Source organism: Mesorhizobium sp. WSM4308 (genome assembly GCF_002294905.1).
Taxonomy (GTDB): domain Bacteria; phylum Pseudomonadota; class Alphaproteobacteria; order Rhizobiales; family Rhizobiaceae; genus Mesorhizobium.
The window spans coordinates 96049-116792 of the sequence record NZ_NSFW01000002.1 but is presented as its reverse complement, the minus strand read 5'-3'; the positions used below and the strand labels follow the sequence as shown (position 1 = coordinate 116792).

Annotated in this window: 19 protein-coding genes; 16 read left to right on the top strand and 3 right to left on the bottom strand. The window is 63.8% G+C overall.

What is annotated here, in order from left to right; translation table 11 throughout:
• Nucleotides 1-2: 2 nt before the first annotated feature.
• Nucleotides 3-377 carry a hydroxyisourate hydrolase gene (gene uraH / locus CK227_RS03445; protein ID WP_095771565.1) on the bottom strand — a complete coding sequence of 125 codons (375 nt, stop codon included), beginning with the start codon at nucleotides 375-377 and terminating at the stop codon, nucleotides 3-5.
• Between the two features lie 183 nt (nucleotides 378-560).
• On the opposite strand from uraH, the gene puuE reads away from it, so the two are divergent.
• From puuE to CK227_RS03380, 13 genes are all read left to right on the top strand, one after another.
• Entirely contained in the window at nucleotides 561-1979 is a 1419-nt protein-coding gene (gene puuE / locus CK227_RS03440) for an allantoinase PuuE (RefSeq protein ID WP_095771564.1), read from the top strand.
• A 10-nt stretch (nucleotides 1980-1989) separates the two neighbouring features.
• Nucleotides 1990-2853 (top strand): bifunctional allantoicase/(S)-ureidoglycine aminohydrolase, encoded by an 864-nt coding sequence (locus CK227_RS03435; protein ID WP_095771563.1) that lies wholly within the window; start codon nucleotides 1990-1992, stop codon nucleotides 2851-2853.
• Nucleotides 2850-3341: an ureidoglycolate lyase gene (locus CK227_RS03430; RefSeq protein WP_095771562.1), complete on the top strand. Its 492-nt coding sequence runs from the start codon at nucleotides 2850-2852 to the stop codon at nucleotides 3339-3341. Before CK227_RS03435 ends, CK227_RS03430 begins: the two co-directional genes overlap by 4 nt.
• A gap of 15 nt (nucleotides 3342-3356) precedes the next feature.
• A complete protein-coding gene (locus CK227_RS03425) occupies nucleotides 3357-3950 on the top strand; it encodes a nucleoside deaminase (protein WP_095771561.1) in 594 nt (197 codons plus the stop codon).
• A gap of 97 nt (nucleotides 3951-4047) precedes the next feature.
• The gene (locus tag CK227_RS03420) at nucleotides 4048-6033 is read left to right on the top strand and encodes a CocE/NonD family hydrolase (RefSeq protein ID WP_095771560.1); all 1986 of its coding nucleotides are present in this window, start codon (nucleotides 4048-4050) and stop codon (nucleotides 6031-6033) included.
• 154 nt (nucleotides 6034-6187) lie between these two features.
• Complete coding sequence (locus tag CK227_RS03415; protein WP_095771559.1) at nucleotides 6188-7774, top strand: ABC transporter substrate-binding protein; 1587 nt, start codon at nucleotides 6188-6190, stop codon at nucleotides 7772-7774.
• A 16-nt stretch (nucleotides 7775-7790) separates the two neighbouring features.
• The gene (locus tag CK227_RS03410) at nucleotides 7791-8750 is read left to right on the top strand and encodes an ABC transporter permease (RefSeq protein ID WP_095771558.1); all 960 of its coding nucleotides are present in this window, start codon (nucleotides 7791-7793) and stop codon (nucleotides 8748-8750) included.
• 10 nt (nucleotides 8751-8760) lie between these two features.
• On the top strand, nucleotides 8761-9585 hold the full coding sequence (locus CK227_RS03405; RefSeq protein ID WP_095771557.1) for an ABC transporter permease: 825 nt from the start codon (nucleotides 8761-8763) through the stop codon (nucleotides 9583-9585).
• Complete coding sequence (locus CK227_RS03400; protein WP_095771926.1) at nucleotides 9585-11255, top strand: ABC transporter ATP-binding protein; 1671 nt, start codon at nucleotides 9585-9587, stop codon at nucleotides 11253-11255. The genes CK227_RS03405 and CK227_RS03400 overlap by 1 nt, the downstream gene beginning before the upstream one ends.
• Before the next feature lie 65 nt (nucleotides 11256-11320).
• Nucleotides 11321-12160, top strand: a complete 840-nt coding sequence (locus tag CK227_RS03395) for an alkaline phosphatase family protein (RefSeq protein ID WP_095771925.1) — start codon at nucleotides 11321-11323, stop codon at nucleotides 12158-12160.
• 290 nt (nucleotides 12161-12450) lie between these two features.
• Nucleotides 12451-13017 carry a sigma-70 family RNA polymerase sigma factor gene (locus tag CK227_RS03390; protein ID WP_095771923.1) on the top strand — a complete coding sequence of 189 codons (567 nt, stop codon included), beginning with the start codon at nucleotides 12451-12453 and terminating at the stop codon, nucleotides 13015-13017.
• Complete coding sequence (locus tag CK227_RS03385; RefSeq protein ID WP_095771924.1) at nucleotides 13014-13682, top strand: anti-sigma factor; 669 nt, start codon at nucleotides 13014-13016, stop codon at nucleotides 13680-13682. Before CK227_RS03390 ends, CK227_RS03385 begins: the two co-directional genes overlap by 4 nt.
• Nucleotides 13672-15117, top strand: a complete 1446-nt coding sequence (locus tag CK227_RS03380) for a S8 family serine peptidase (protein ID WP_095771556.1) — start codon at nucleotides 13672-13674, stop codon at nucleotides 15115-15117. Before CK227_RS03385 ends, CK227_RS03380 begins: the two co-directional genes overlap by 11 nt.
• A gap of 43 nt (nucleotides 15118-15160) precedes the next feature.
• Here the strand turns inward: CK227_RS03380 and CK227_RS03375 are convergent, their stop codons facing one another.
• Complete coding sequence (locus tag CK227_RS03375; RefSeq protein WP_095771555.1) at nucleotides 15161-15535, bottom strand: avidin/streptavidin family protein; 375 nt, start codon at nucleotides 15533-15535, stop codon at nucleotides 15161-15163.
• Between the two features lie 118 nt (nucleotides 15536-15653).
• Entirely contained in the window at nucleotides 15654-16676 is a 1023-nt protein-coding gene (locus CK227_RS03370; protein ID WP_095771922.1) for a substrate-binding domain-containing protein, read from the bottom strand.
• Between the two features lie 361 nt (nucleotides 16677-17037).
• Between CK227_RS03370 and CK227_RS03365 the strand changes: the two genes are divergently transcribed.
• The 3 genes from CK227_RS03365 (at nucleotide 17038) to CK227_RS03355 (ending at nucleotide 20740) form a co-directional block, all read left to right on the top strand.
• Complete coding sequence (locus tag CK227_RS03365) at nucleotides 17038-18393, top strand: ABC transporter substrate-binding protein (RefSeq protein ID WP_095771554.1); 1356 nt, start codon at nucleotides 17038-17040, stop codon at nucleotides 18391-18393.
• 177 nt (nucleotides 18394-18570) lie between these two features.
• Nucleotides 18571-19584, top strand: a complete 1014-nt coding sequence (locus CK227_RS03360) for a sugar ABC transporter permease (protein ID WP_095771553.1) — start codon at nucleotides 18571-18573, stop codon at nucleotides 19582-19584.
• A gap of 1 nt (nucleotide 19585) precedes the next feature.
• Nucleotides 19586-20740 (top strand): carbohydrate ABC transporter permease, encoded by a 1155-nt coding sequence (locus CK227_RS03355; protein ID WP_095771552.1) that lies wholly within the window; start codon nucleotides 19586-19588, stop codon nucleotides 20738-20740.
• The last annotated feature ends 4 nt before the right edge of the window (nucleotides 20741-20744 follow it).

Below are 20744 nucleotides of genomic sequence, written 5' to 3'. Positions count from 1 at the left end.
CCTCAGCTCCCCCTGTAGGTCGAATAGCCATAGGGCGAGATCAGCAATGGCACGTGATAGTGCACTGCCTCTGCCATGCCGAAACGGATCGGCACACTGTCAAGGAAAGCCGGTTCCGGCAGTTCTGTGCCCTGGCCGCGCAGATAGTCGCCGGCCGCGAACACCAGCTCATATTGGCCGGCGCGGAACTCGGCGCCCGCCAGCAGCGGCGCGTCGCAACGGCCGTCGATATTGGTCGCGACTGTCTTCAAATGTGTCCTGGCCGAACCGTCAAGGCGATAGAGCGCGATCGACAACCCAGCCGCCGGCTTGCCGGTCGCGGTGTCGAGGACATGCGTCGTCAGACGTCCGCCATCGGCTTTCGACGTTTCTGCCACTGGCGCCTCCCATTCCCGGTACAGTCGAACAAAGCAATGAATTGTGCGCCAATTAAAGGCGATGCATAAGTCCCGGTCGAGCGGAGCGGCACAAAAACACTTTCAAAAATTTCAAGGGAATGCGGCGGCAACCCTTTCGACTATCCTGATCACAACTTCCGGCAGTGTCCGGCAGGAGGGGCAATGCGTTACGAAAGAGACATGCGCGGCTACGGAGCCAATCCACCGGATCCGAAATGGCCCGGCGGGGCGCATGTCGCCGTGCAGTTCGTCGTCAATTACGAAGAGGGCGGCGAGAATTGCGTGCTGCATGGCGACAAGGCGTCGGAAGCCTTCCTGTCGGAGATCGTCGGCGCCGCGCCCTGGGTGGGACAGCGCCATTGGAACATGGAATCGATCTACGAATATGGCGCGCGGGCCGGCTTCTGGCGGCTGTTGCGCCTGTTCAGCGAGTCGCAAGTTCCGGTGACCTGCTACGGCGTCGCCTCGGCACTTGCCCGCTCGCCCGACCAGGTCACGGCCATGCAGGACGCCGGGTGGGAGATCGCCTCGCACGGGTTGCGGTGGATCGACTACCGCGATCATAGCGCCGAGGACGAGCGCCGCGACCTCGAGGCGGCAATCAAGCTGCATTACGAGGTGACAGGCCAGCGCCCGACGGGCTGGTATACGGGCCGCACATCGGTCAACACGGTGCGGCTGGTGGCCGAAGAAGGCGGCTTCGACTATGTCTCCGACACCTATGACGACGAACTGCCTTACTGGTTCGAGCATGCCGGCGGCACGCAGCTCATCATCCCCTATACGCTCGACGCCAACGACATGCGCTTCGCCACGCCGCAGGGCTTCAATTCAGGCGACCAGTTCTTCGCCTATCTCAGGGATAGTTTCGACACGCTCTATGCCGAGGGCCAGGCGGGGCGGCCGCGCATGATGAATATCGGCCTGCATTGCCGCCTCGTCGGGCGGCCGGGCCGGGTGGCGGCGCTGAAGCGCTTCGTCGACTATGTGAAGTCGCATGATAAGGTCTGGCTGGCGCGGCGCATCGACATCGCCAAGCACTGGCAAGAGAGCCATCCCTACAAGCCGGCGGCGCTGCGCCCGTCGAAGATGGAATTCGAGACATTCGTTCACACTTTCGGCGGCGTGTTCGAGCATTCGCCCTGGATCGCCGAGCGGGCCTACGAGCTGGAGCTGGGCCCGGCGCACGACACCGCGGGCGGCCTGCACAATGCGCTCTGCCGCATCTTCCGCGCTGCCAGCGAGACCGAGCGGCTGGGTGTGCTCAACGCCCATCCCGACCTTGCCGGCAAGCTGGCCAAGGCCAGGCGGCTGACGGCGGAATCGACAAGGGAACAAGCCTCCGCCGGCCTCGACGCGCTGACCGACAAGGAGCGCGAACTGTTCTCCAAGCTCAACGCCGCCTACGTCACCACCTTCGGTTTCCCCTTCATCATCGCGGTGAAGGGCAAGACCAAGGAGGAAATCCTCGCCGAGTTCGAGGCACGCATCGGCAACAGCCGTGGCGTCGAATTCGAGACCGCCTGCAAACAGGTCGAGCGCATCGCGCTGCTCCGCCTCAGAGACATGCTACCGCAATAGGTTTGAACCCATGGACACGATCAGGATGCCAGAGCGCACCTATTACGCACCGCATGGCGGCCATCCCGGCCAATCTGAATTGCTGACAGGCCGCGCCGTCTTCACCGAGGCCTACGCCGTCATTCCCAAGGGCGTGATGCGGGACATCGTCACCAGCGCCTTGCCGTTCTGGGACAAGACCCGCGTCTGGATCCTGTCGCGGCCACTGTCCGGTTTTGCCGAGACATTCTCGCAATACATTGTCGAGGTGGAGCCTGGCGGCGGCAGCGACCGGCCGGAGCCCGACGCCGGCGCCGAAGGCGCCCTGTTCGTGGTCGAGGGCGAACTGACCGTTCTGCTTTCCGGCAAGAAGCATATGTTGCGGCCCGGCGGCTTTGCCTTCCTGCCGCCGGCGAGCGGCTGGACCGTTCGCAATGAAAGCAAGGCGCCGGTTCGCTTCCACTGGATCCGCAAGGCCTACGAAGTGGTCGACGGTCTCGACGTGCCGGAAGCCTTCTTCACCAACGAGCAGGAGATCGCGCCGTCGCCGATGCCGGGCACCGAAGGCCGCTGGGCGACGACCCGCTTCGTCGATCCCGCCGATCTGCGCCACGACATGCATATGACCATCGTCACGCTCGAGCCGGGCGCCGTCATTCCCTTCGCCGAGACGCATGTGATGGAACACGGGCTCTACGTGCTGGAAGGCAAGGCGGTCTATCGCCTCAACCAGGACTGGGTCGAGGTCGAGGCCGGCGACTATATGTGGCTGCGCGCCTTCTGCCCGCAGGCCTGCTATGCCGGCGGCCCCGGCAAGTTCCGCTACCTGCTCTACAAGGACGTCAACCGGCACGCCAAGCTCGGCGGCGTCGGCATCGGCGGTCGCGCGCGGTGACCCGCATCACAGCACAGAAGCTGACCCGGGAGGCCTTTGCCCCCTTCGGCGATGTCATCGACATGGGTGGCGACAACCATTACCCGATCAATGGCGGCAAGGCCGAGCGCTACCACGACCTCGCCACCGCTGAAGCCACGGGACCGAACGCGCGCGTGCTGATCTCGATGGTGCGCGGCACGCCTTACGAACTGCCGCTGAAACTGACCATGGTCGAGCGGCATCCGTTCGGCAGCCAGGCCTTCATTCCGCTGTCGCCGCGTCCGTTCCTGGTCGTCGTCTGCCTTGACGGCAAGGAGGGGCCGGGCGAACCGCACGCCTTCATCACCGCGCCCGGACAAGGCATCAACTATTCGCGCAATCTCTGGCACGGCGTGCTGACGCCGCTTGGCGAGCCACAGGATTTCCTGATCGTCGACCGCGGCGGCGACGGCTCGAATCTCGAAGAGTTTCATTTCTCGCACGCCTACGAGATCCATCTCCCCTGAAAGCTTTTGATCCCCATGACCGACATTTCCTTGATCGACCGCCTGCTCGACGTTATCGAGCACGATATCGTGCCGAAGACGGCCGAGGGTGTTGCCCATGGCAACAAGCTGTTCGGCGCGGCGATCCTGCGCAAGGACGACCACTCGCTGGTGCTGGCCGAAACCAACAACGAGATCGAAAATCCGCTCTGGCATGGCGAGGTGCACTGCCTGAAGCGGTTCTACGAGATGCCGAAAGCCGAGCGCGTCGACACCAAGGACGCTCTGTTTATCGCCACGCATGAGCCCTGCTCGCTCTGCCTGTCGGCGATCACCTGGACCGGCTTCGACAATTTCTACTATCTCTTCAGCCACGAGGATTCGCGCGACAGCTTTGCGATCCCGCACGACCTGAAGATCCTGAAAGAGGTCTTCACCCTCGACCCAGGCGGCTACAACGCCCAGAATGCCTATTGGAAGAGTTTTTCCATCCGCAGGATGGTGCGGGCGCTGCCCGAGGCGGAACGCCGGCGGCTGGAGACACGCATCGGCAAGATCTCGGCACGCTATGACGCGCTGTCCGGCGCCTACCAGGCGAGCAAGGGCGAAAACGACATTCCGCTGAACTGAGGGTGCGCTGCAGCTAGCAGTACAGGTCGCATAATTCGCTGCTCCAGTCGCGAATGGCGATTGAAACTTGCCGTGCCGCGGGGCGTTATGCGCACCCATGAAAACCATCACCGAATTTCCCCGCAAGGTCGTCGAATTCCCCGATATGGGCATCGTCATGCCGGATGGCTGCCGGCTGTCCGCGCGGGTGTGGATGCCGGAGGATGCCGGCGACGATCCGGTGCCTGTCATCCTCGAGCACCTGCCCTACCGCAAGCGTGACGGCACCATTTTTCGCGATCAGCTGACGCATCCCTATTTCGCCGGCCACGGCTACGCCTCGATCCGCGTCGACATGCGCGGCAATGGCGATTCCGAAGGGCTGATGGACGACGAATATTCCGAGCAGGAATTGCAGGACGCCTGCGACGTCATCGCCTGGGCGGCGGCTCAGCCCTGGTGCAACGGCAATGTCGGCATGATGGGCATCTCCTGGGGCGGCTTCAACTGCCTGCAGGTTGCGGCCAAGCAGCCGCCGGCGCTGAAGGCGGTGATCAGCCTGTGCTCGACCGTCGACCGCTACGCCGACGACATCCACTACAAGGGCGGCTGCCTGCTGATCGAGAATTTCGGCTGGGCCTCGACCATGCTCTCCTACTCGTCGCGGCCGCCGGACCCGCTGATCGCCGGCGACAACAGATGGCGCGATCTGTGGCTGACCCGACTGGAGAACCAGCCCTTCCTTTTGCCGCTGTGGCTCAGCCACCAGCATCGCGACGCCTATTGGAAGCGCGGCTCGATCTGCGAGGATTTTTCGGCCGTCAAGGCCGCCGTTCTGTCGATCGGCGGCTGGCATGACGGCTACCGCAACACGATCTCGCACCTGGTCACCAACATCGAGGCGCCGGTCAGGGGCATTGTCGGCCCCTGGATCCACAAATACCCGCACTATGCCGGCCCCCAGCCGGCCATCGGCTTCCTGCAGGAGGCGCTGCGCTGGTGGGACCATTGGCTGAAGGGCACCGAGACCGGCGTCGAGGGCGATCCCGCCTACCGCGCCTATGTGATGGACAGCGTGCGTCCGGCGCGCTGGCACCCCGAGCGGCCCGGCCGTTGGGTGGCCGAGCAACAATGGCCGTCACCCGCGATCAAGACCCAGGCCATCGAACTGCTGCCCAAGGGGAGCCAACCAACCATTGTCGCCTCGCCGCAGAATTGTGGGCTCGCCGGCGGCGAATATTTTCCGTTCACCTTCGGTCCGGAATTGCCGGGCGACCAGCGTCCCGACGATGCACTGTCGGTGTGTTTCGACCAACCGGAACTCGCCGAGACCATCGACATTGTCGGCGCGCCGGAAGTCGAGGTCACGTTCGCTTCCGATCGCCCGCAGGCCAACATCGCGGTGCGGCTCTGCGACGTCCATCCCGACGGCGCTTCCGAACTGATCTCCTATGGTGTGCTCAATTTGACACATCGCGACTCGCACGAATTCCCGCAGGCACTGGCGCCGGGCGAGACCGTGTCGGCGCGCGTCGTGCTCGATCAATGCGCCTACCGCGTGCCGGCCGGCCACCGCCTGCGCGTCGCCGTGTCGAACGCCTATTGGCCCATGATCTGGCCGTCGCCGGAGCCGGTGCAGTTAAGCTTGTCGGCGGCGACACTTGCCTTGCCGCTGCGGCCGCTGGCGAAAGGCGGCGAAGCGACGTTCGCCGAGCCGGAAGGTGCTGCGCCCTGGGCCACCGAGACGACCCGTGCAGCGAATTCCGAACGCCATGTCGATCGCGACGAAAAGACCGGAATCGTCACGCTTTCCATTGCGGATGATTTCGGCGAGGTGCGCGATCTCGACCACTGCCTGGTCAATGGCAGCATCGCCCGCGAAACATGGACGATCCATCCTGACAATCCATTGTCGGCCTCTGGGAAAACACACTGGACGCAGACATTGTCGCGAAATGGATGGTCGGTGCGAACCGAGACATGGGCAGAGATGCGATCGGACGCACAAAACTTCATCGTCAGCGCCAGAATCGAGGCCTATGAGGGCGAACAAATCGTCTTCGAGCGCAATTTCGAGGAGAAAATTCCACGTGCGCTTGTCTGAGCGCTGACGCCCTTGGTCCAAATGCGACGTACGATTTACGCCACGGCATGTCGCATTCGGTCTTGCTTACGGCGTTAGCTTACCCTCATTATTCAGGGAGAATTAACAACAAAAATCGACCGTAGAGTCGAACCAACAGAGTGAGGAACTCAATATGTCGAACGAACTGGAATTCCTTAGCCGGCGTGTCGCAGCAGGCAAGCTGAGCCGTCGTGATTTTCTCGGTCGCGCGGCAGCGCTCGGCATCGCCGCGCCCTTCGCCAATTCGCTGCTTTCAAGCGCGGCGCGCGCGGCAGGCCCGGTCAAGGGCGGCACGCTGAAGGCCGGCCTGGTCGGCGGCGAATCCACCAACAGTCTCGATCCGGCGCTGTTCATGACGCAGGTGCCGTTCGCCTTCGGCAAGTGCTGGGGCGAAATGATCGTCGAGCTGTCGCCGGACGGCAAGCTCGAGAACCGCATCGCCGAAGAGATCGGCTCATCCGACGACGCGAAGACCTGGACTCTGAAAATCCGCGACGGGGTCGAATTCCACAACGGCAAGACCGTGACCGCCGAGGACGTGGCCGCCACGCTCGAGCGCCATTCCGACGAGAAATCGAAGTCCGGCGCGCTCGGCTACATGAAGGGCATCGACACCATCAAGGCCAGCGGCAAGGAAGTGGTGCTGACGCTGAAGGAGGCCAATGCCGACCTTCCCTACCTGCTCAGCGACTATCACCTGATCGTCCAGCCCAATGGCGGCAAGGACAAGCCCGATGCCGGCATCTCGGCCGGCCCGTATGTGGTCAAGACCAACGAGCCCGGCGTGCGCCATGGCGCCGAACGGTTTGCCAATTACTGGCAGGGCGACAAGATGGGCCATGCCGACCAGATCGAAGTCATCGTCATCAATGACGCGACGGCGCGCACGGCGGCCCTGCAGGGCGGCCAGGTCAACATGATCAACCGCGTCGAGCCGAAGATCGTCGACCTGATCAAGCGCGTGCCGGGCGTGACCATCCGCAACCATGCGGGTCCGGGCCACTATGTCTTCATCATGCATTGCAACACGGCGCCCTTCGACAACAACGACCTGCGCATGGCGCTGAAGCTCGCCATCGACCGCGAAGAGATGCTGACCAAGGTGCTGCGCGGCTATGGCTCGCTCGGCAACGACTTCCCGATCAACGCGTCCTATCCGCTGTTCACCGAAATCGAGCAGCGCAAGTACGATCCCGACAAGGCCAAGTTCCACTACAAGAAGTCCGGTCATGACGGCACCGTTCTGCTGAGGACCTCGGACGTCGCCTTCCCCGGCGCGGTCGATGCCTCGCAGCTCTTCCAGCAGAGCGCGGCCAAGGCCGGCATCAAGATCGAGCTCAAGCGCGAGCCCGGCGACGGTTACTGGAACGAGGTCTGGAACAAGCAGCCCTTCTGCGCTTCCTATTGGGGCGGGCGATCGACGCAGGACCAGATGTACTCGACCGCCTACCTGTCGACCGCCGACTGGAACGACACGCGTTTCAAGCGCCCGGACTTCGACAAGATGGTGCTGGCGGCGCGCGCCGAGCTCGACGAGGCCAAGCGCAAGCAGATGTACCACGACATGGCCGTCATGGTGCGTGACGAAGGCGGCCTGATCCTGCCGATGTTCAACCAGTTCATCGACGCCACCGGCGCCAAGGTCGATGGCTGGGTGGACGATCCGCACCAGGAACTGATGAACGGCTACGCCCTGGCGAAGTGCTGGCTGCAGGCCTGAGTCCGGCTTTGCGGAGATGTCCTCACCCATCCTGAAGCTAATTGCCCAGCGCATCGCGCTGGGCATCCTCCTTCTGCTGGCCATTTCGGTCCTGATCTTCGCCGGCACGCAAATCCTGCCCGGCGACGTCGCGCAAGCCATTCTGGGACAATCGGCGACGCCGGAGTCGCTCGCCAATCTGCGCGAACAGCTCGGGCTGAACGATCCGGCCTATGTCAGGTATTTCCACTGGCTCGGCGGCGTGCTGACCGGCGACCTCGGCACCGCCATGTCGAGCGGCCAGGATATCGCCACCTCGATCAAGGGCCGGCTATGGAACACGCTGTTCCTCGCCTTCTGGGCGGCGATCGTCGCCATCCCGCTGGCCATAACGCTCGGCCTGATAGCGGTGCGTTTCCGCAATGGCTGGGTCGACAAGCTGATCTCCGGGCTGGCGCTCGCCTCGACCTCCTTCCCGGAATTCTTCATCGGCTACTTGCTCGTCTTCTACTTCGCGGTTCAGCACCAATGGTTCCCCGCCATCTCGACCGTCTATGACGGCATGCCCTTCGGCGAGCGGATGCAGGCCATCGCCTTGCCGGCGACGGCGCTGACGCTGGTGGTGCTGGCCCACATGATGCGCATGACGCGCGCGGCGATCCTCAACGTCATGCAGTCGGCCTATGTCGAGACGGCGGAGCTCAAGGGGCTCTCGGCCTTCGCCGTCATCCGCAAGCATGCCTTCCCGAACGCCATCGCGCCGATCATCAACGTCGTCATGCTCAACCTCGCCTATCTCATCGTCGGCGTTGTCGTCGTCGAGGTGATCTTCGTCTATCCCGGCATGGGGCAGTATCTCGTCGACCACGTCACCAAGCGCGATGTGCCGGTGGTGCAGGCGGTCGGCCTGATCTTTGCCGCCGTCTATATCAGCCTCAACATCATCGCGGACATTGCGGCAATCGTCGCCAATCCGCGTCTCAGACATCCAAAGTGAGGGGGCGGGCATGCTCGATATAAGACGCATCCCCATCCCTGCCCTGATCGGCCTGGTGCTGACCGCCCTGTTCGTGCTGGCGGCGATCTTCGCGCCGTGGATCTCGCCGCAAGACAATGCCGAGATCGTCGGCGACGTCTGGGAACCAATGTCGGCCGCGCATTGGCTGGGCACCGACAATCTCGGCCGCGATCTGTTGTCGCGCATGATCTACGGCGCCCGCATCACCCTGTTCATCGCCGTGCTGGCCACCGCTCTGTCCTTCTCGCTCGGCGCCATACTCGGTTTCTCGGCAGCGGTGTTTGGCGGCTGGTTCGACACGATCCTGTCACGCCTCGTCGACCTCTTGATGTCGATCCCGACCCTGATCATGGGCCTGGTCGTGCTCTCCGTGCTGCCGACGAACCTGGTGACGCTGATCCTGGTCATGGGCATTCTCGACTCGACCCGCGTCTACCGCCTTTCGCGCGCGGTCGCCGTCGACATCAACGTCATGGACTATGTCGAAGCGGCCAAGCTGCGCGGCGAAGGCAGCGCCTGGATCATCTTCCGCGAGATCCTGCCCAACGCGCTGTCGCCGCTGGTCTCCGAACTCGGCCTGCGCTTCATCTATGCGGTGCTGTTCCTGTCGACGCTGTCCTTCCTCGGCCTTGGCGTGCAACCGCCGGACGCCGACTGGGGCGGCATGGTCAAGGAGAACAAGGACGGCATCGTCTTCGGCATTGCCGCGGCACTCATTCCGGCGGGGGCGATCGCCGCGCTCGCCATCTCGGTCAACCTTGTCGCCGACTGGATCCTCAACCGCACGACAAGCCTGAAGGGAGGACGCGGGTGATGGCTGATAGCAACGCGAAGCCCGGACAACCCAAGCCAGGCGTGCTGCTCGATATCAGGAATCTGCGCATCGAGGCCACGGTCTATCCGCCCGGCGAAGCGCCAAAGAACATCGTGCTGGTGCACGATGTCTCGCTGACACTGGAAAAGGGCAAGGTGCTGGGCCTGATCGGCGAATCCGGCGCCGGCAAGTCGACCATCGGCCTGTCGTCGATGGGCTATGGCCGTGGCGGCGTGCGCATCACCGGCGGCGAAGTGATCCTCAACGGCCGCGATATCCTGAAGGGCGGCAAGGAAGGTTTCCGCAAACTGCGCGGCCGCGAGGTCTGCTATGTCGCGCAGTCGGCGGCGGCCGCCTTCAACCCGGCGCACCGGCTGATGGACCAGGTGGTGGAAGCCACGCTGCTGCATGGCACGGCGACACGCGCCGAGGCCGAAAAGCGCGCCGTCGCGCTGTTCAGGAAGCTCAGCCTGCCGAACCCGGAAACCATCGGTGAACGCTTTCCGCACCAGGTCTCGGGCGGCCAGTTGCAGCGCGTGATGACGGCAATGGCGCTGTGCTCGGAACCCGACCTGATCGTCTTCGACGAGCCGACAACGGCGCTCGACGTGACGACGCAGATCGACGTGCTGGCGGCGATCAAGGACGCCATCCGCGACACCCATGTGGCGGCGCTCTACATCACCCACGACCTTGCCGTCGTCGCCCAGGTCTCCGACGAGATCATGGTGCTGCGCCATGGCAGGCTGGTCGAATGGGGCGGTACCCGCCAGATCATCAAGGAGCCGCGCCAGGAATACACCAACGCGCTGGTCTCGGTGCATGAGATCGAGCACCAGGAGCAGAACCCCGGCGCCACGCCGTTCCTGTCGGTGAAGAACGTCACCGCCGCTTATGGCGGCGGCCACGTCAAGGTGCTGAAGAACGTGTCGGTCGACATCTACCCCGGCCAGACGCTGGCAGTGGTGGGCGAATCCGGCTCCGGCAAGTCGACGCTGGCGCGCGCCATCACCGGCCTTTTGCCGCCCGAGCAAGGCACTGTCACCTTCGATGGGCGGCCGCTCGCCAACCGGCTCGCCGACCGGCCGAAGGAAGATCTGCGCCAGCTGCAGATGATCTACCAGATGGCCGACGTCGCGATGAACCCGCGCCAGACCGTCGGCACCATCATCGGCCGGCCGCTCGAATTCTATTTCGGCATGCGCGGCAGGGAACGCGACAAGCGCGTCGCCGAACTGCTCGACGAGATCGAAATGGGTAAGGGCTTTGTCGACCGCTATCCGGCGGAACTTTCAGGCGGCCAGAAGCAGCGCGTCTGCATCGCCCGCTCGCTCGCCGCCAAACCGAAGCTGATCATCTGCGACGAGGTGACCTCGGCGCTCGATCCGCTGGTGGCCAACGGCATCCTCAAGCTGCTGCTCGACCTGCAGCAGCACGAGAAGGTCGCCTATCTCTTCATCACCCACGATCTGGCGACAGTGAAGTCGATCGCCGATTCGATCGCGGTGATGTATCGCGGCGAAGTGGTCCGCTACGGTTCGAAGAGCAAGGTTCTGACGCCGCCCTTCGACGCCTATACCGACCTTCTCCTGTCGTCGGTCCCTGAGATGGAGATCGGCTGGCTGGAAAAGGCGATCAAGGGGCGGCGCATGGCCAGCGCGGGGAACTAACGACCTGCTGGTCGGGCCCGGGACCCCATCCCTGCCCTCTATGACAAGACTGCATGGAGCAGCCCATGGCGCTCAAATCCAAGCTTCTGCTGATCATCCTCGACGGCGTTCCCTATCGCAACTGGCGCCGGCTGATGGGCAATCTCGAAGGCTGGGTGCAATCGGGCGAGGCGCGGGTCTGGAAGATGCGCTCGGTGCTGCCGTCGACCTCGGCCTGCTGCTATGCCTCCATCCACACCGGCGTGTCGCCGCAGGTGCATGGCATTCTTTCCAACGAGAACCGGTTCCGCGTCGCGCAGCCCGACATCTTCTCGGAAGTCAGCAAGGCCGGAGGCAAGACCGGGGCGGTCACCCATTCCTACTGGTCGGAATTCTTCCGCTCCTACCCGTTCGACCTGGTCGAGGACATGGAATATGACGAGCCGGGCGGGCCGATCACGCATGGCCGCTTCCACACCATGACCGGCTACAACGCCCGCAACCAGATGACGCCGAGCGATGTCGATCTGTTCGCGACGCTGACCATGCTGACCAAACGCCACGGGATCGACTACGGCATCCTGCACACCTGCACACTGGACTCGATGGGCCATCGCTTCGGCCATGACTGCCACGAGATGGACCATGCGGTCTATGCGATGGATGGCATGCTGGCCGCCTTCCTGCCGGGCTGGATCGCGGCCGGCTACGAGGTCATGGTCACCGCCGATCACGGCCAGACCGACCGCGGCCACCATGGCGGCCATGATGACGAGATGCAGGATTTCGCGCTGTACTATTTCGGACAAGGCCAAGGGCCTGAGGCCGATACGCTGCTCGACCAATTGCAGCTGGCGCCGACGGTGCTGAGCCGGCTCGGCGTGCCGGTGCCCGCGGCGATGAAGGCGAAGCCTTTCTTGGGGTGAGGGCGGCTTTCCCTTCTCCCCTTGTGGGAGAAGGTGTCGCCGAAGGCGACGGATGAGGCGACGGATGAGGGGTGTTCCAGGGAACGCCAACGTCTCACTCCGCTGGACCACCCCTCATCCGTCTCGGCGCTGCGCGCCGATCCACCTTCCCCCACAAGGGGGGAAGGAAGGCGTCCCTACTGGCAACCGCCCCGCTCTTCGGTTAGCCTCCGCAAATTCCTTGGCGGAGGATGAACCTTTTTGGACCGATCGGCGACAGAGCAGGCAGGAGCCAGGCGGCTCGACCGGCCATGACGGCGGCGACGGAGACCGATCGCGCGCTTGTCGACCGGGTCGCGAAGAGCGACCGTGCCGCCGTGCGGCTCCTGTTCATGCGTCACCACGCGCGCGTCTACCGCTTCGTGGCGCGCCAGACGGGATCGGAAATGATGGCTGACGATATCGCGAACGAGGTGTTCCTCGAGCTGTGGCGCCAGGCGCCGGGCTTCGAAGGGCGCTCCGAAGTCTCGACCTGGCTGCTGGGCATCGCCCGGTTCAAGGCGCTGTCGCTGCTGCGCAAGAAGAAGGAAGACTGGATCGACGACGAGGCGGCCGCCGCGGTGCCGGACAGCGCCGACACGCCGGAGGTCGTCACCATGAAAGAGGACAAGGCCGCCGCCTTACGCCGCTTCATCGACGCCTTGCCCGAAGAACACCGCACGGTGATCGATCTTGCCTATTATCACGGGCAGTCGGTGACAGAGATCGGCGAGGTGCTCGCCATCCCGGTCGCGACGGTCAAGACCCGGATGTTCTACGCCCGCAAGAAACTCGGCGAGGCCCTCAAGGCCGCCGGTTACGACAGGGGGTGGCCATGAGCGCCGCTGAAAAAATGTCGCGTCGCGACGAAATGGAAACGCTGCTGCCGTTCTATCTGAACGGCTCGCTGGAAGGCTCCGACCTCGAAGCCGTAGAGGAGTGGCTGGCGACCGATCCGGCGGCGATGGCAGCCCTTGGCGAGGCCGAGGCCGAATTCTCCGGCACATCGGCCGCCAATGAAGCAATCCGCCCGCCAGCCGATGCGCTCAGCCGCTTCGCCAAGGCGCTCGATGCCGAGGCCGGCCCTGCACGCAAGCCGGCTGGCTCGTCCTGGCTGGCGCAGGCCTGGAGCCGCTTCATGGCTGTGCCGGTCGGCGTCGCCTGGGCGACGGCCGCGGTCCTGCTGGCGCTGATCGCGATGCAGTCCCTGGTGCAGCCCGGCGGCAAGGGCAAGGATTTCGAGATTGCCGGCGCGCAAGACGATCTGGCAGAAATGCCGTTCGCCCTGGTCAAGTTCAAACCGGATGCGAAGATGTCGGACATTTCGGCATTCCTCGGCAGCAACGGGCTGAAGGTCATCGGTGGACCGACCGCAGACAGCGTGTTCCGGATCGGCATTCCCGCCGCCAACGCAGCCGACTATGCCAAGCAGCTTGGCCTTATTGCAGCCCAGCCATTCGCCGACACTGTGATCGAGGGAAGGAAACCGGTTGATGGCGGCTGAGGCGGCCCTTCGATTTGCGGCAATCGTGGCGGCGGCGATGACAATCACCGCCGTGCCTGCGTCGGCACAGACCAATGCCGCCAAGAGCGACCAGACGAAAATCGACTGCCGAAACGGCACCAACGCGGCCGGCGCAGATTGCGCCAAGGACGGCAGCGCCAGCGGCAATGCCGGCGGTGCGGGCCCTGCCCAGGCGGCGGCCGTCTTTCTTCCCGCCTTGATCGTCGACCTGTTTCCCAATCCGGTCGCGCCTCCGGCACCGGTGCCGACGCCGCCGCCGGAACCGGTCACGCCGCCCGGCAACAATCAGGCCGGCCCTCCGGCCGGCGGGCCGATCGTCTCGCCGACCGATCTCGTCGCCGTCCAGCCTCCGCGCGCCGTGGCCGGCGAATTTGTGCCCGACGAGGTGCTGGTGACGGTCGACGGCGATGCCGGCGCCGTGCAGCAGATCGCCGCCTCCTTCGGCCTCCAGGTGCGCTCGCAGCGCCAGTCGAGGCTGCTTGGCACCACTTTGGTACGCTTCGGCATTCCCGATGGTCGCCCCGTCGGCGTCGTGCTGGCGCAGCTTGCCGCCGACGGCCGGACGCAGCGGCGCGAGCCCAACCACATCTACTCGCTGCAGCAGGCCGCCGGCATCGTCAACTATGCCTTTGACCGTATCGCGCTCGATGCCAAACAGGCGAGCGGTCAAAACGTCCGCGTCGCCGTCATCGATACCGGCATCGACGACACCAATCCGGCACTGGCCGGTGTCATCGCCGCGCAGTTCGACGCCATGCCCGACGTACCGGTCGAAAAGCGCGACCATGGCACCTCGATCGACGGGCTGATCGCCGGCGTCGGCGCGCTGGAAGGCATGGCGCCGGGCGCCAGGATTTACCACGCCCGCGCCTTCGAAGGCGGCAAGTCGACCATGGACGTCATCCTGTCGGCGCTCGACTGGGCGGCCGAGCAGAATGTCAGTATCATCAATATGAGCTTCGTCGGGCCGAAGAACGACCTGCTCGGCGCCGCCTGCCGCAATGCCCGCGCGCTCGGCATGGTGCTGGTCGCCGCCGCCGGCAACAACGGGCCGAAGGCGCCCTATGGCTATCCGGCCGCCTTCGACGGCGTCATCGCGGTGACCGCGACCGACGCCGAGGACGGACTGATGCCGCAGGCCAATCGCGGCGCCTATATCTTCATCTCGGCGCCCGGCGTCGAGATGGTGGCGCCGAGCGGCGCCGGCTCGGACGTCGTCACCGGCACCTCTTTCGCCGCGGCGATCGTCAGCGGCGCCATCGCCAATCTCCTCCATGCTTCGCCCGACCGCTCGGCCGACGACATCGAGAAAGCGCTGGCAGCCACCGCCAAGGATCTCGGCCCCAAGGGCAGAGACAATGATTTCGGCTACGGCTTGTTGGACATCAAGGCCGCCGGGGCGGCAAGCGACTAAGGTTAGCTTGGAGTTTAACGTGGCTGCGAACCAGTGAGATCGCTCAGTCAATGCGCTCAAAGGTGTCTAGGCTCGTCCCGAAGGCGCGCCATGCTCCAACCGTGGTCAGCTTTGCGGGCTCACCTTCCGCCTCGGCTGAGAGCACCTGTCCGGCCACCGTGTGCCACAACATCTCGATCTTGCCGTCTCGAACAATGCCGGTGTAGCTGACAGCCGCGGGCCCCGCCTTTCCCGACGCCGCAGACGTGAAGCCAATCACATCTCCATGAGCGGCGCCATAGAATGGCACCACCATCCCGGAGAAGCTGCTGTCCGGCAACGCTGTCCTGAAGACACCCCGGATCATGCCACCACTATCATCTTCGATAATCACAACCGAGCCGTATTGATTGCGCCAAGTGCCTTTCCACGAAACCATATTTGCCTCCTCTCAGCCCGTCATGTCGCCCGTCATGCGCTAACGTGGGAGGCGGCCTACCGTTCCGCACGATTACCGGGGTCGAACCCCGTCGCTCGGAGTGAATGAGTTTCGACCCCTAACCCGGCGCTCCCGCAACCGATCCCCTGACCACAAGGTCGACCGGCCAGACTTCACCGCGGGCGCCTTCTTCCAGCCCCGAAATCCGCGCCGCCAGCCGTTCGGCGACGCGGGCGCCGGCAAGGCGGATGGATGAGCGCGTCGTCGACAGCGGCACCGAAAAATTCTCCGGCTTTAACCAGGGGAAGACGTCGTCATGGGCGATCAGCGAGACATCGCCGGGAATGGTGAGGCCGAGGTCGCGCACCGCGCGCACGACGCCCAGCGCCATGATCAGGCTGGAGCAGGCGATCGCCGTCGGCGCGTCGCCCTCCTCGAGCAGGCGCCTGGTGGCGCGATAGCCGTTCTCTTCGGTCATGACCACGGAGCAGACATGGCGTTCGCCCAGGCTTAGCCCGCTTGCCGCGAGCGCCCGGCGCACGCCGCGCTCGCGATGGATGGCGAAGGTCTCGCGGTCGTCGCCATTGATCAGCGCAAGCCGCCGGTGGCCGAGCTGGACCAGCAGCCGCGCCGCTTCGTGGAAGGCGCCCTCATTATCGATGTCGAGATAGGGATAGTCGAAATCGAAGCCCTCGCTGCGGCCATGGACGAGGAAGGGAATGCCGAGCGTGCTGACCAGCGCCACCCGACTGTCCTGCGGCCGCGGCGAAGAGATATAGACGGCATCGACCTGCCGGTTGGCGACGATGCGCCGATAGGTCGTCTCCTGGTCGTCGGCGTCGGCCGGGGACAGCACGAGGTCGAGCTCGTGCGAGCGGGCATAGTCGCCGAGGCCGGACAGAAACTCGACAAAATGCGGATCGATGTCGACGGCCGCACCCGTCGGCAGGACATAGCCGATCATGCCGGATTTGCCGGTCGCCAGCCGCCGCGCGCTCGGATTGGGGCGATAACCATGGCGCTTGGCGGCGTCCATGACGCGCCTGCGCGTCTCCTCGTTGACCTCCGGATAGCCATTCAGTGCCCGGCTTACCGTGGTCTGCGAAAGCGCCAGCATATGCGCGAGCTGCTTGAGGTTCACAACGGCCTCCATTCCCTCAAAGCGCTTTTAAATTGAATCGACCCAATCGCCACAAAGGCGCGACGGTATCGAGATGACCATAGTCGGGGTTGGAGTCAGTTTGAAACGAAAATTGCTGTTGCGCTGCCAAAAAAGCATGCTGCGGTGCACTTTTCGGCGGCATAATCTGCAAAATTAAATCGATTAGCTACCGAGCCTCTTGACTTTCAGATGATTCAATGGCGTGATCCAAAAAGCCAAAGCGCTTTGGAAGGCTCTTCGAAAGGTTGCGGTTCCCTTGCGACTGAGTCACAGTCCTGCGGCGTCGGCGGGCGGAATGGAGGTTCCGTCCGGTGTGTGTGACCCACTGGGAGGAATACCGATGAAGAAAATGCTTTTGCTGGGTGTTGCGTTTGGTGCGCTCGCCCTGAATACGCCCGCGCATGCCGAACTGAAGTTCAAGCCAGGCGAGGACAAGCGCTTCAACTGGGCAAACTTTGAAGACCTCAAGAAGGTCGACCTCAAGGGCGAGACGCTGACCATCTTCGGGCCGTGGCGCGGCGAGGATGAGACGCTTGTCCGTTCGGTGCTCGACTATTTCTCCGAGGCGACCGGCGCGGAGGTGAAATACTCCTCGTCCGAAAACTACGAGCAGCAGATCGTCATCGATACCCAGGCCGGCAGCCCGCCGAACATAGCCGTCCTGCCGCAGCCGGGCCTGATCCAGGACCTCGCTTCCAAGGGCGTGCTGACTCCGCTGGGCGACGACGTCGCCGCCTGGATCAAGGAAAACTACGCCGCCGGCGACTCCTGGGCCAAACTCGGCACCTATACCGGCAAGGACGGCAAGTCGGCCTTCTATGCCTTTCCCTACAAGATCGACGTGAAAGGGCTGGTCTGGTACTCGCCCGACAATTTCGAGGAAGCCGGCTACAAGGTGCCGAAGACGCAAGAGGAACTGGCCGAGCTCGAAAAGAAGATCATCGCCGATGGCGGCAAGCCCTGGTGCATCGGGCTTGGTTCCGGCGGTGCGACAGGATGGCCGGCGACCGACTGGGTCGAGGACATCATGCTCAGGACGCAGCCGCCGGAAGTCTACGACAAGTGGGTCAAGAACGAGATCCCGTTCACCGACCCGGCGGTGGTCAGCGCCATCGACATTTTCGGCAAGATCGCCACGGACGACAAGATGGTGGATGGCGGCGCCAAGGCAGTGGCGGCGACCGATTTCCGCGACAGCCCGAAGGGGCTCTTCACCGTGCCGCCGAAGTGCTACATGCACCATCAGGCATCGTTCATCCCGTCCTTCTTCCCGGAGGGCGTGAAGCTCGGCCAGGACGCAGACTTCTTCCCCTACCCGCCCTACGCCTCCAAGCCGGAACTCGGAACGCCGCTGGAGGTCGCCGGAACGCTGGTGATGATCACCAAGGATTCCAAGGCATCGCGCGAGTTCATCAAGTTCCTCGAAATGCCGCTCGCGCATGAATTGTGGATGGCACAGAAGAGCTTCGTCACCCCCTTCAAGAGCGCCAACAAGGATGCCTATGGCAGCGATGCGCTGAAGAAGCAGGGCGAGATCCTGGTCGGAGCGACGACAGTCCGTTTCGACGGCTCCGACCTGATGCCCGGCAAGATCGGTGCCGGCTCATTCTGGACCGGCATGATCGATCTGGTCGGCGGCAAGTCCGCCCAGGACGTGGCCGCCGACATCCAGAAGAGCTGGGACGCAATCAAGTAGATCGCAACAGGCAAGCTGGAACCTTACTGATCCTCCTGCAGGATCCGGGCCACGGCCCGGGTCCGACCGGCGGCATACGCCGGAAGCCTTCGCGTTTCGATTGTTCCGAATGACTCACAAAGTCGGTGCATCCGACCGCCAGCTTGCCTGGCTGGTCATGCGCAGGGAGAGGGACCCATGGCGGCTCAGATTTTCTCGGCCATTTTCGTCATCATCATCGGCGTCGGCGGCTGTGTCGCCTACTTCTGGGGCGCCAACAAACTGCTGGACCTGACCTTCCCTTCGCGCGGGGTCACCGGCACGGCTGCCGTCAACAATCTGCGCCGGCAGGGCCTTGTGCGGCCATGGCTGTTCGTCGGCCCGGCGCTGATCATTCTCACCATCTACCTGATCTACCCGGTGATCGCGACGCTATGGCTCTCCTTCCTCGACCGCGGCGGCAGCAGTTTCGTCGGGCTCGCCAACTATGAGTGGGCTTTGCGCGATCCAGACCTCCGGCGCTCGATCCTGAACAACCTGCTGTGGCTGGCCGTGGTGCCGGCGGCCTGCACCTTCCTCGGCCTGATCATCGCCGTGCTCACCGACAAGATCTGGTGGGGCACGATCGCCAAGAGCCTGATCTTCCTGCCGCTGGCCATCTCCTTTGTCGGCGCCAGCGTGATCTGGAAGTTCATTTACGAATATCGCGGCGAGGGCCAGGTGCAGATCGGCCTGCTCAACGCCATCATCCAGCATTTCGGCGGCCAGCCGCAGGTGTGGATATCGCTGCCGTTCTGGAACAATTTCTTCCTGATGATCATCCTGATCTGGATCCAGACCGGCTTTGCCATGGTCATCCTGTCCTCGGCGTTGCGCGGCATTCCGGAAGAGACGCTGGAGGCCGCGGTCATCGACGGCGCCAACCCGTTCCAGATCTTCTGGAAGATCATGGTGCCGCAGATCTGGGGCACCATCGCCGTTGTCTGGACCACCATCACCATCCTGGTGCTCAAAGTTTTCGACATCGTGCTGACCATGACCAACGGCCAGTGGAACAGCCAGGTGCTGGCCAATCTGATGTTCGACTGGATGTTCCGAGGCGGCGGCGATTTCGGCCGCGGCGCAACGATTGCCATCATCATCATGATAGCGGTCATCCCGATCATGGTCTGGAACATCCGCCAGGCGAACAAAGAGACGGGAGGACATTGAGATGGCCGTCGCGACCGGAAAATCCTTCGCCAGCCGTTTCGGCGTCCACATAGCGGTGCTGGTCTTCGTTGCCATCTGGACCATTCCGACACTCGGCATCCTGGTCTCGTCGCTGCGCGACAAGGACCAGATAGTCGCCTCGGGCTGGTGGAATTCATTCGCCAGCTCCAGCCAGACCGAGGCCGGGCGGCTGCCGCCCGCCACGGCGCAGACCCAGAAGGACGGCAAGTACGTTCTCGAGGGCAACATTTTCGGCGATGGCGCCAAGCGCAACATCAGCGCCTTCGGCGTCAAGGCGGCCGCTCCGACGCAATATCCGGCCGGCTCATCGGCCGACCTGGGTGAAGGCGTCACCCTGCAGGTCAATGCCGACGGCAGCTTCGTCATGACCTCGCCCAAGGCGTTCGAAGGCGACCGCGGCCAGCGTCTCTACTATGCTTCGTCGGCGCCGCCGAAATTCACCCCCGACAACTACCAGACGGTGCTGTTCTCGGAAGGCATCGGCCGCTCGTTCATGAATTCGCTGACCGTCACCATACCGGCGACGGTCATCCCGATCCTGATCGCCGCCTTTGCCGCCTATGCGCTGGCCTGGATGCGGTTTCCCGGCCGTGCGCTGCTGATCGCGGTCATCATCGGCCTGCTGGTAGTGCCGCTGCAGATGTCGCTGATCCCGCTGCTCAAGCTCTATAACGGCGTCGGTACTTTCTTCGGCGTGCCGTCGAAGACCTATCTCGGCATCTGGCTGGCGCATACCGGCTTCGGCCTGCCCTTCGCAATCTACCTGCTGAGGAGCTATATCGCCGGCCTGCCGCGCGAGATCATGGAATCGGCCCGCATCGACGGCGCCAGCGATTTCGAGATCTTCGTCAAGATCGTGCTGCCGCTGTCCTTCCCGGTACTGGCCTCCTTCGCCATCTTCCAATTCCTGTGGGTATGGAACGATCTCCTGGTGGCGATGGTTTTCCTTGGTACGGCACCCGACCAGATCGTGTTGACGGCCAAGCTCAACGCGCTGCTCGGCTCTCGCGGCGGCAACTGGGAGATCCTGACGACATCGGCCTTCATCACCATCATCGTGCCGCTAATCGTCTTTTTCTCACTGCAGCGCTATTTCGTCCGCGGGCTGCTCGCCGGCTCGGTGAAAGGAGGCTGAAACC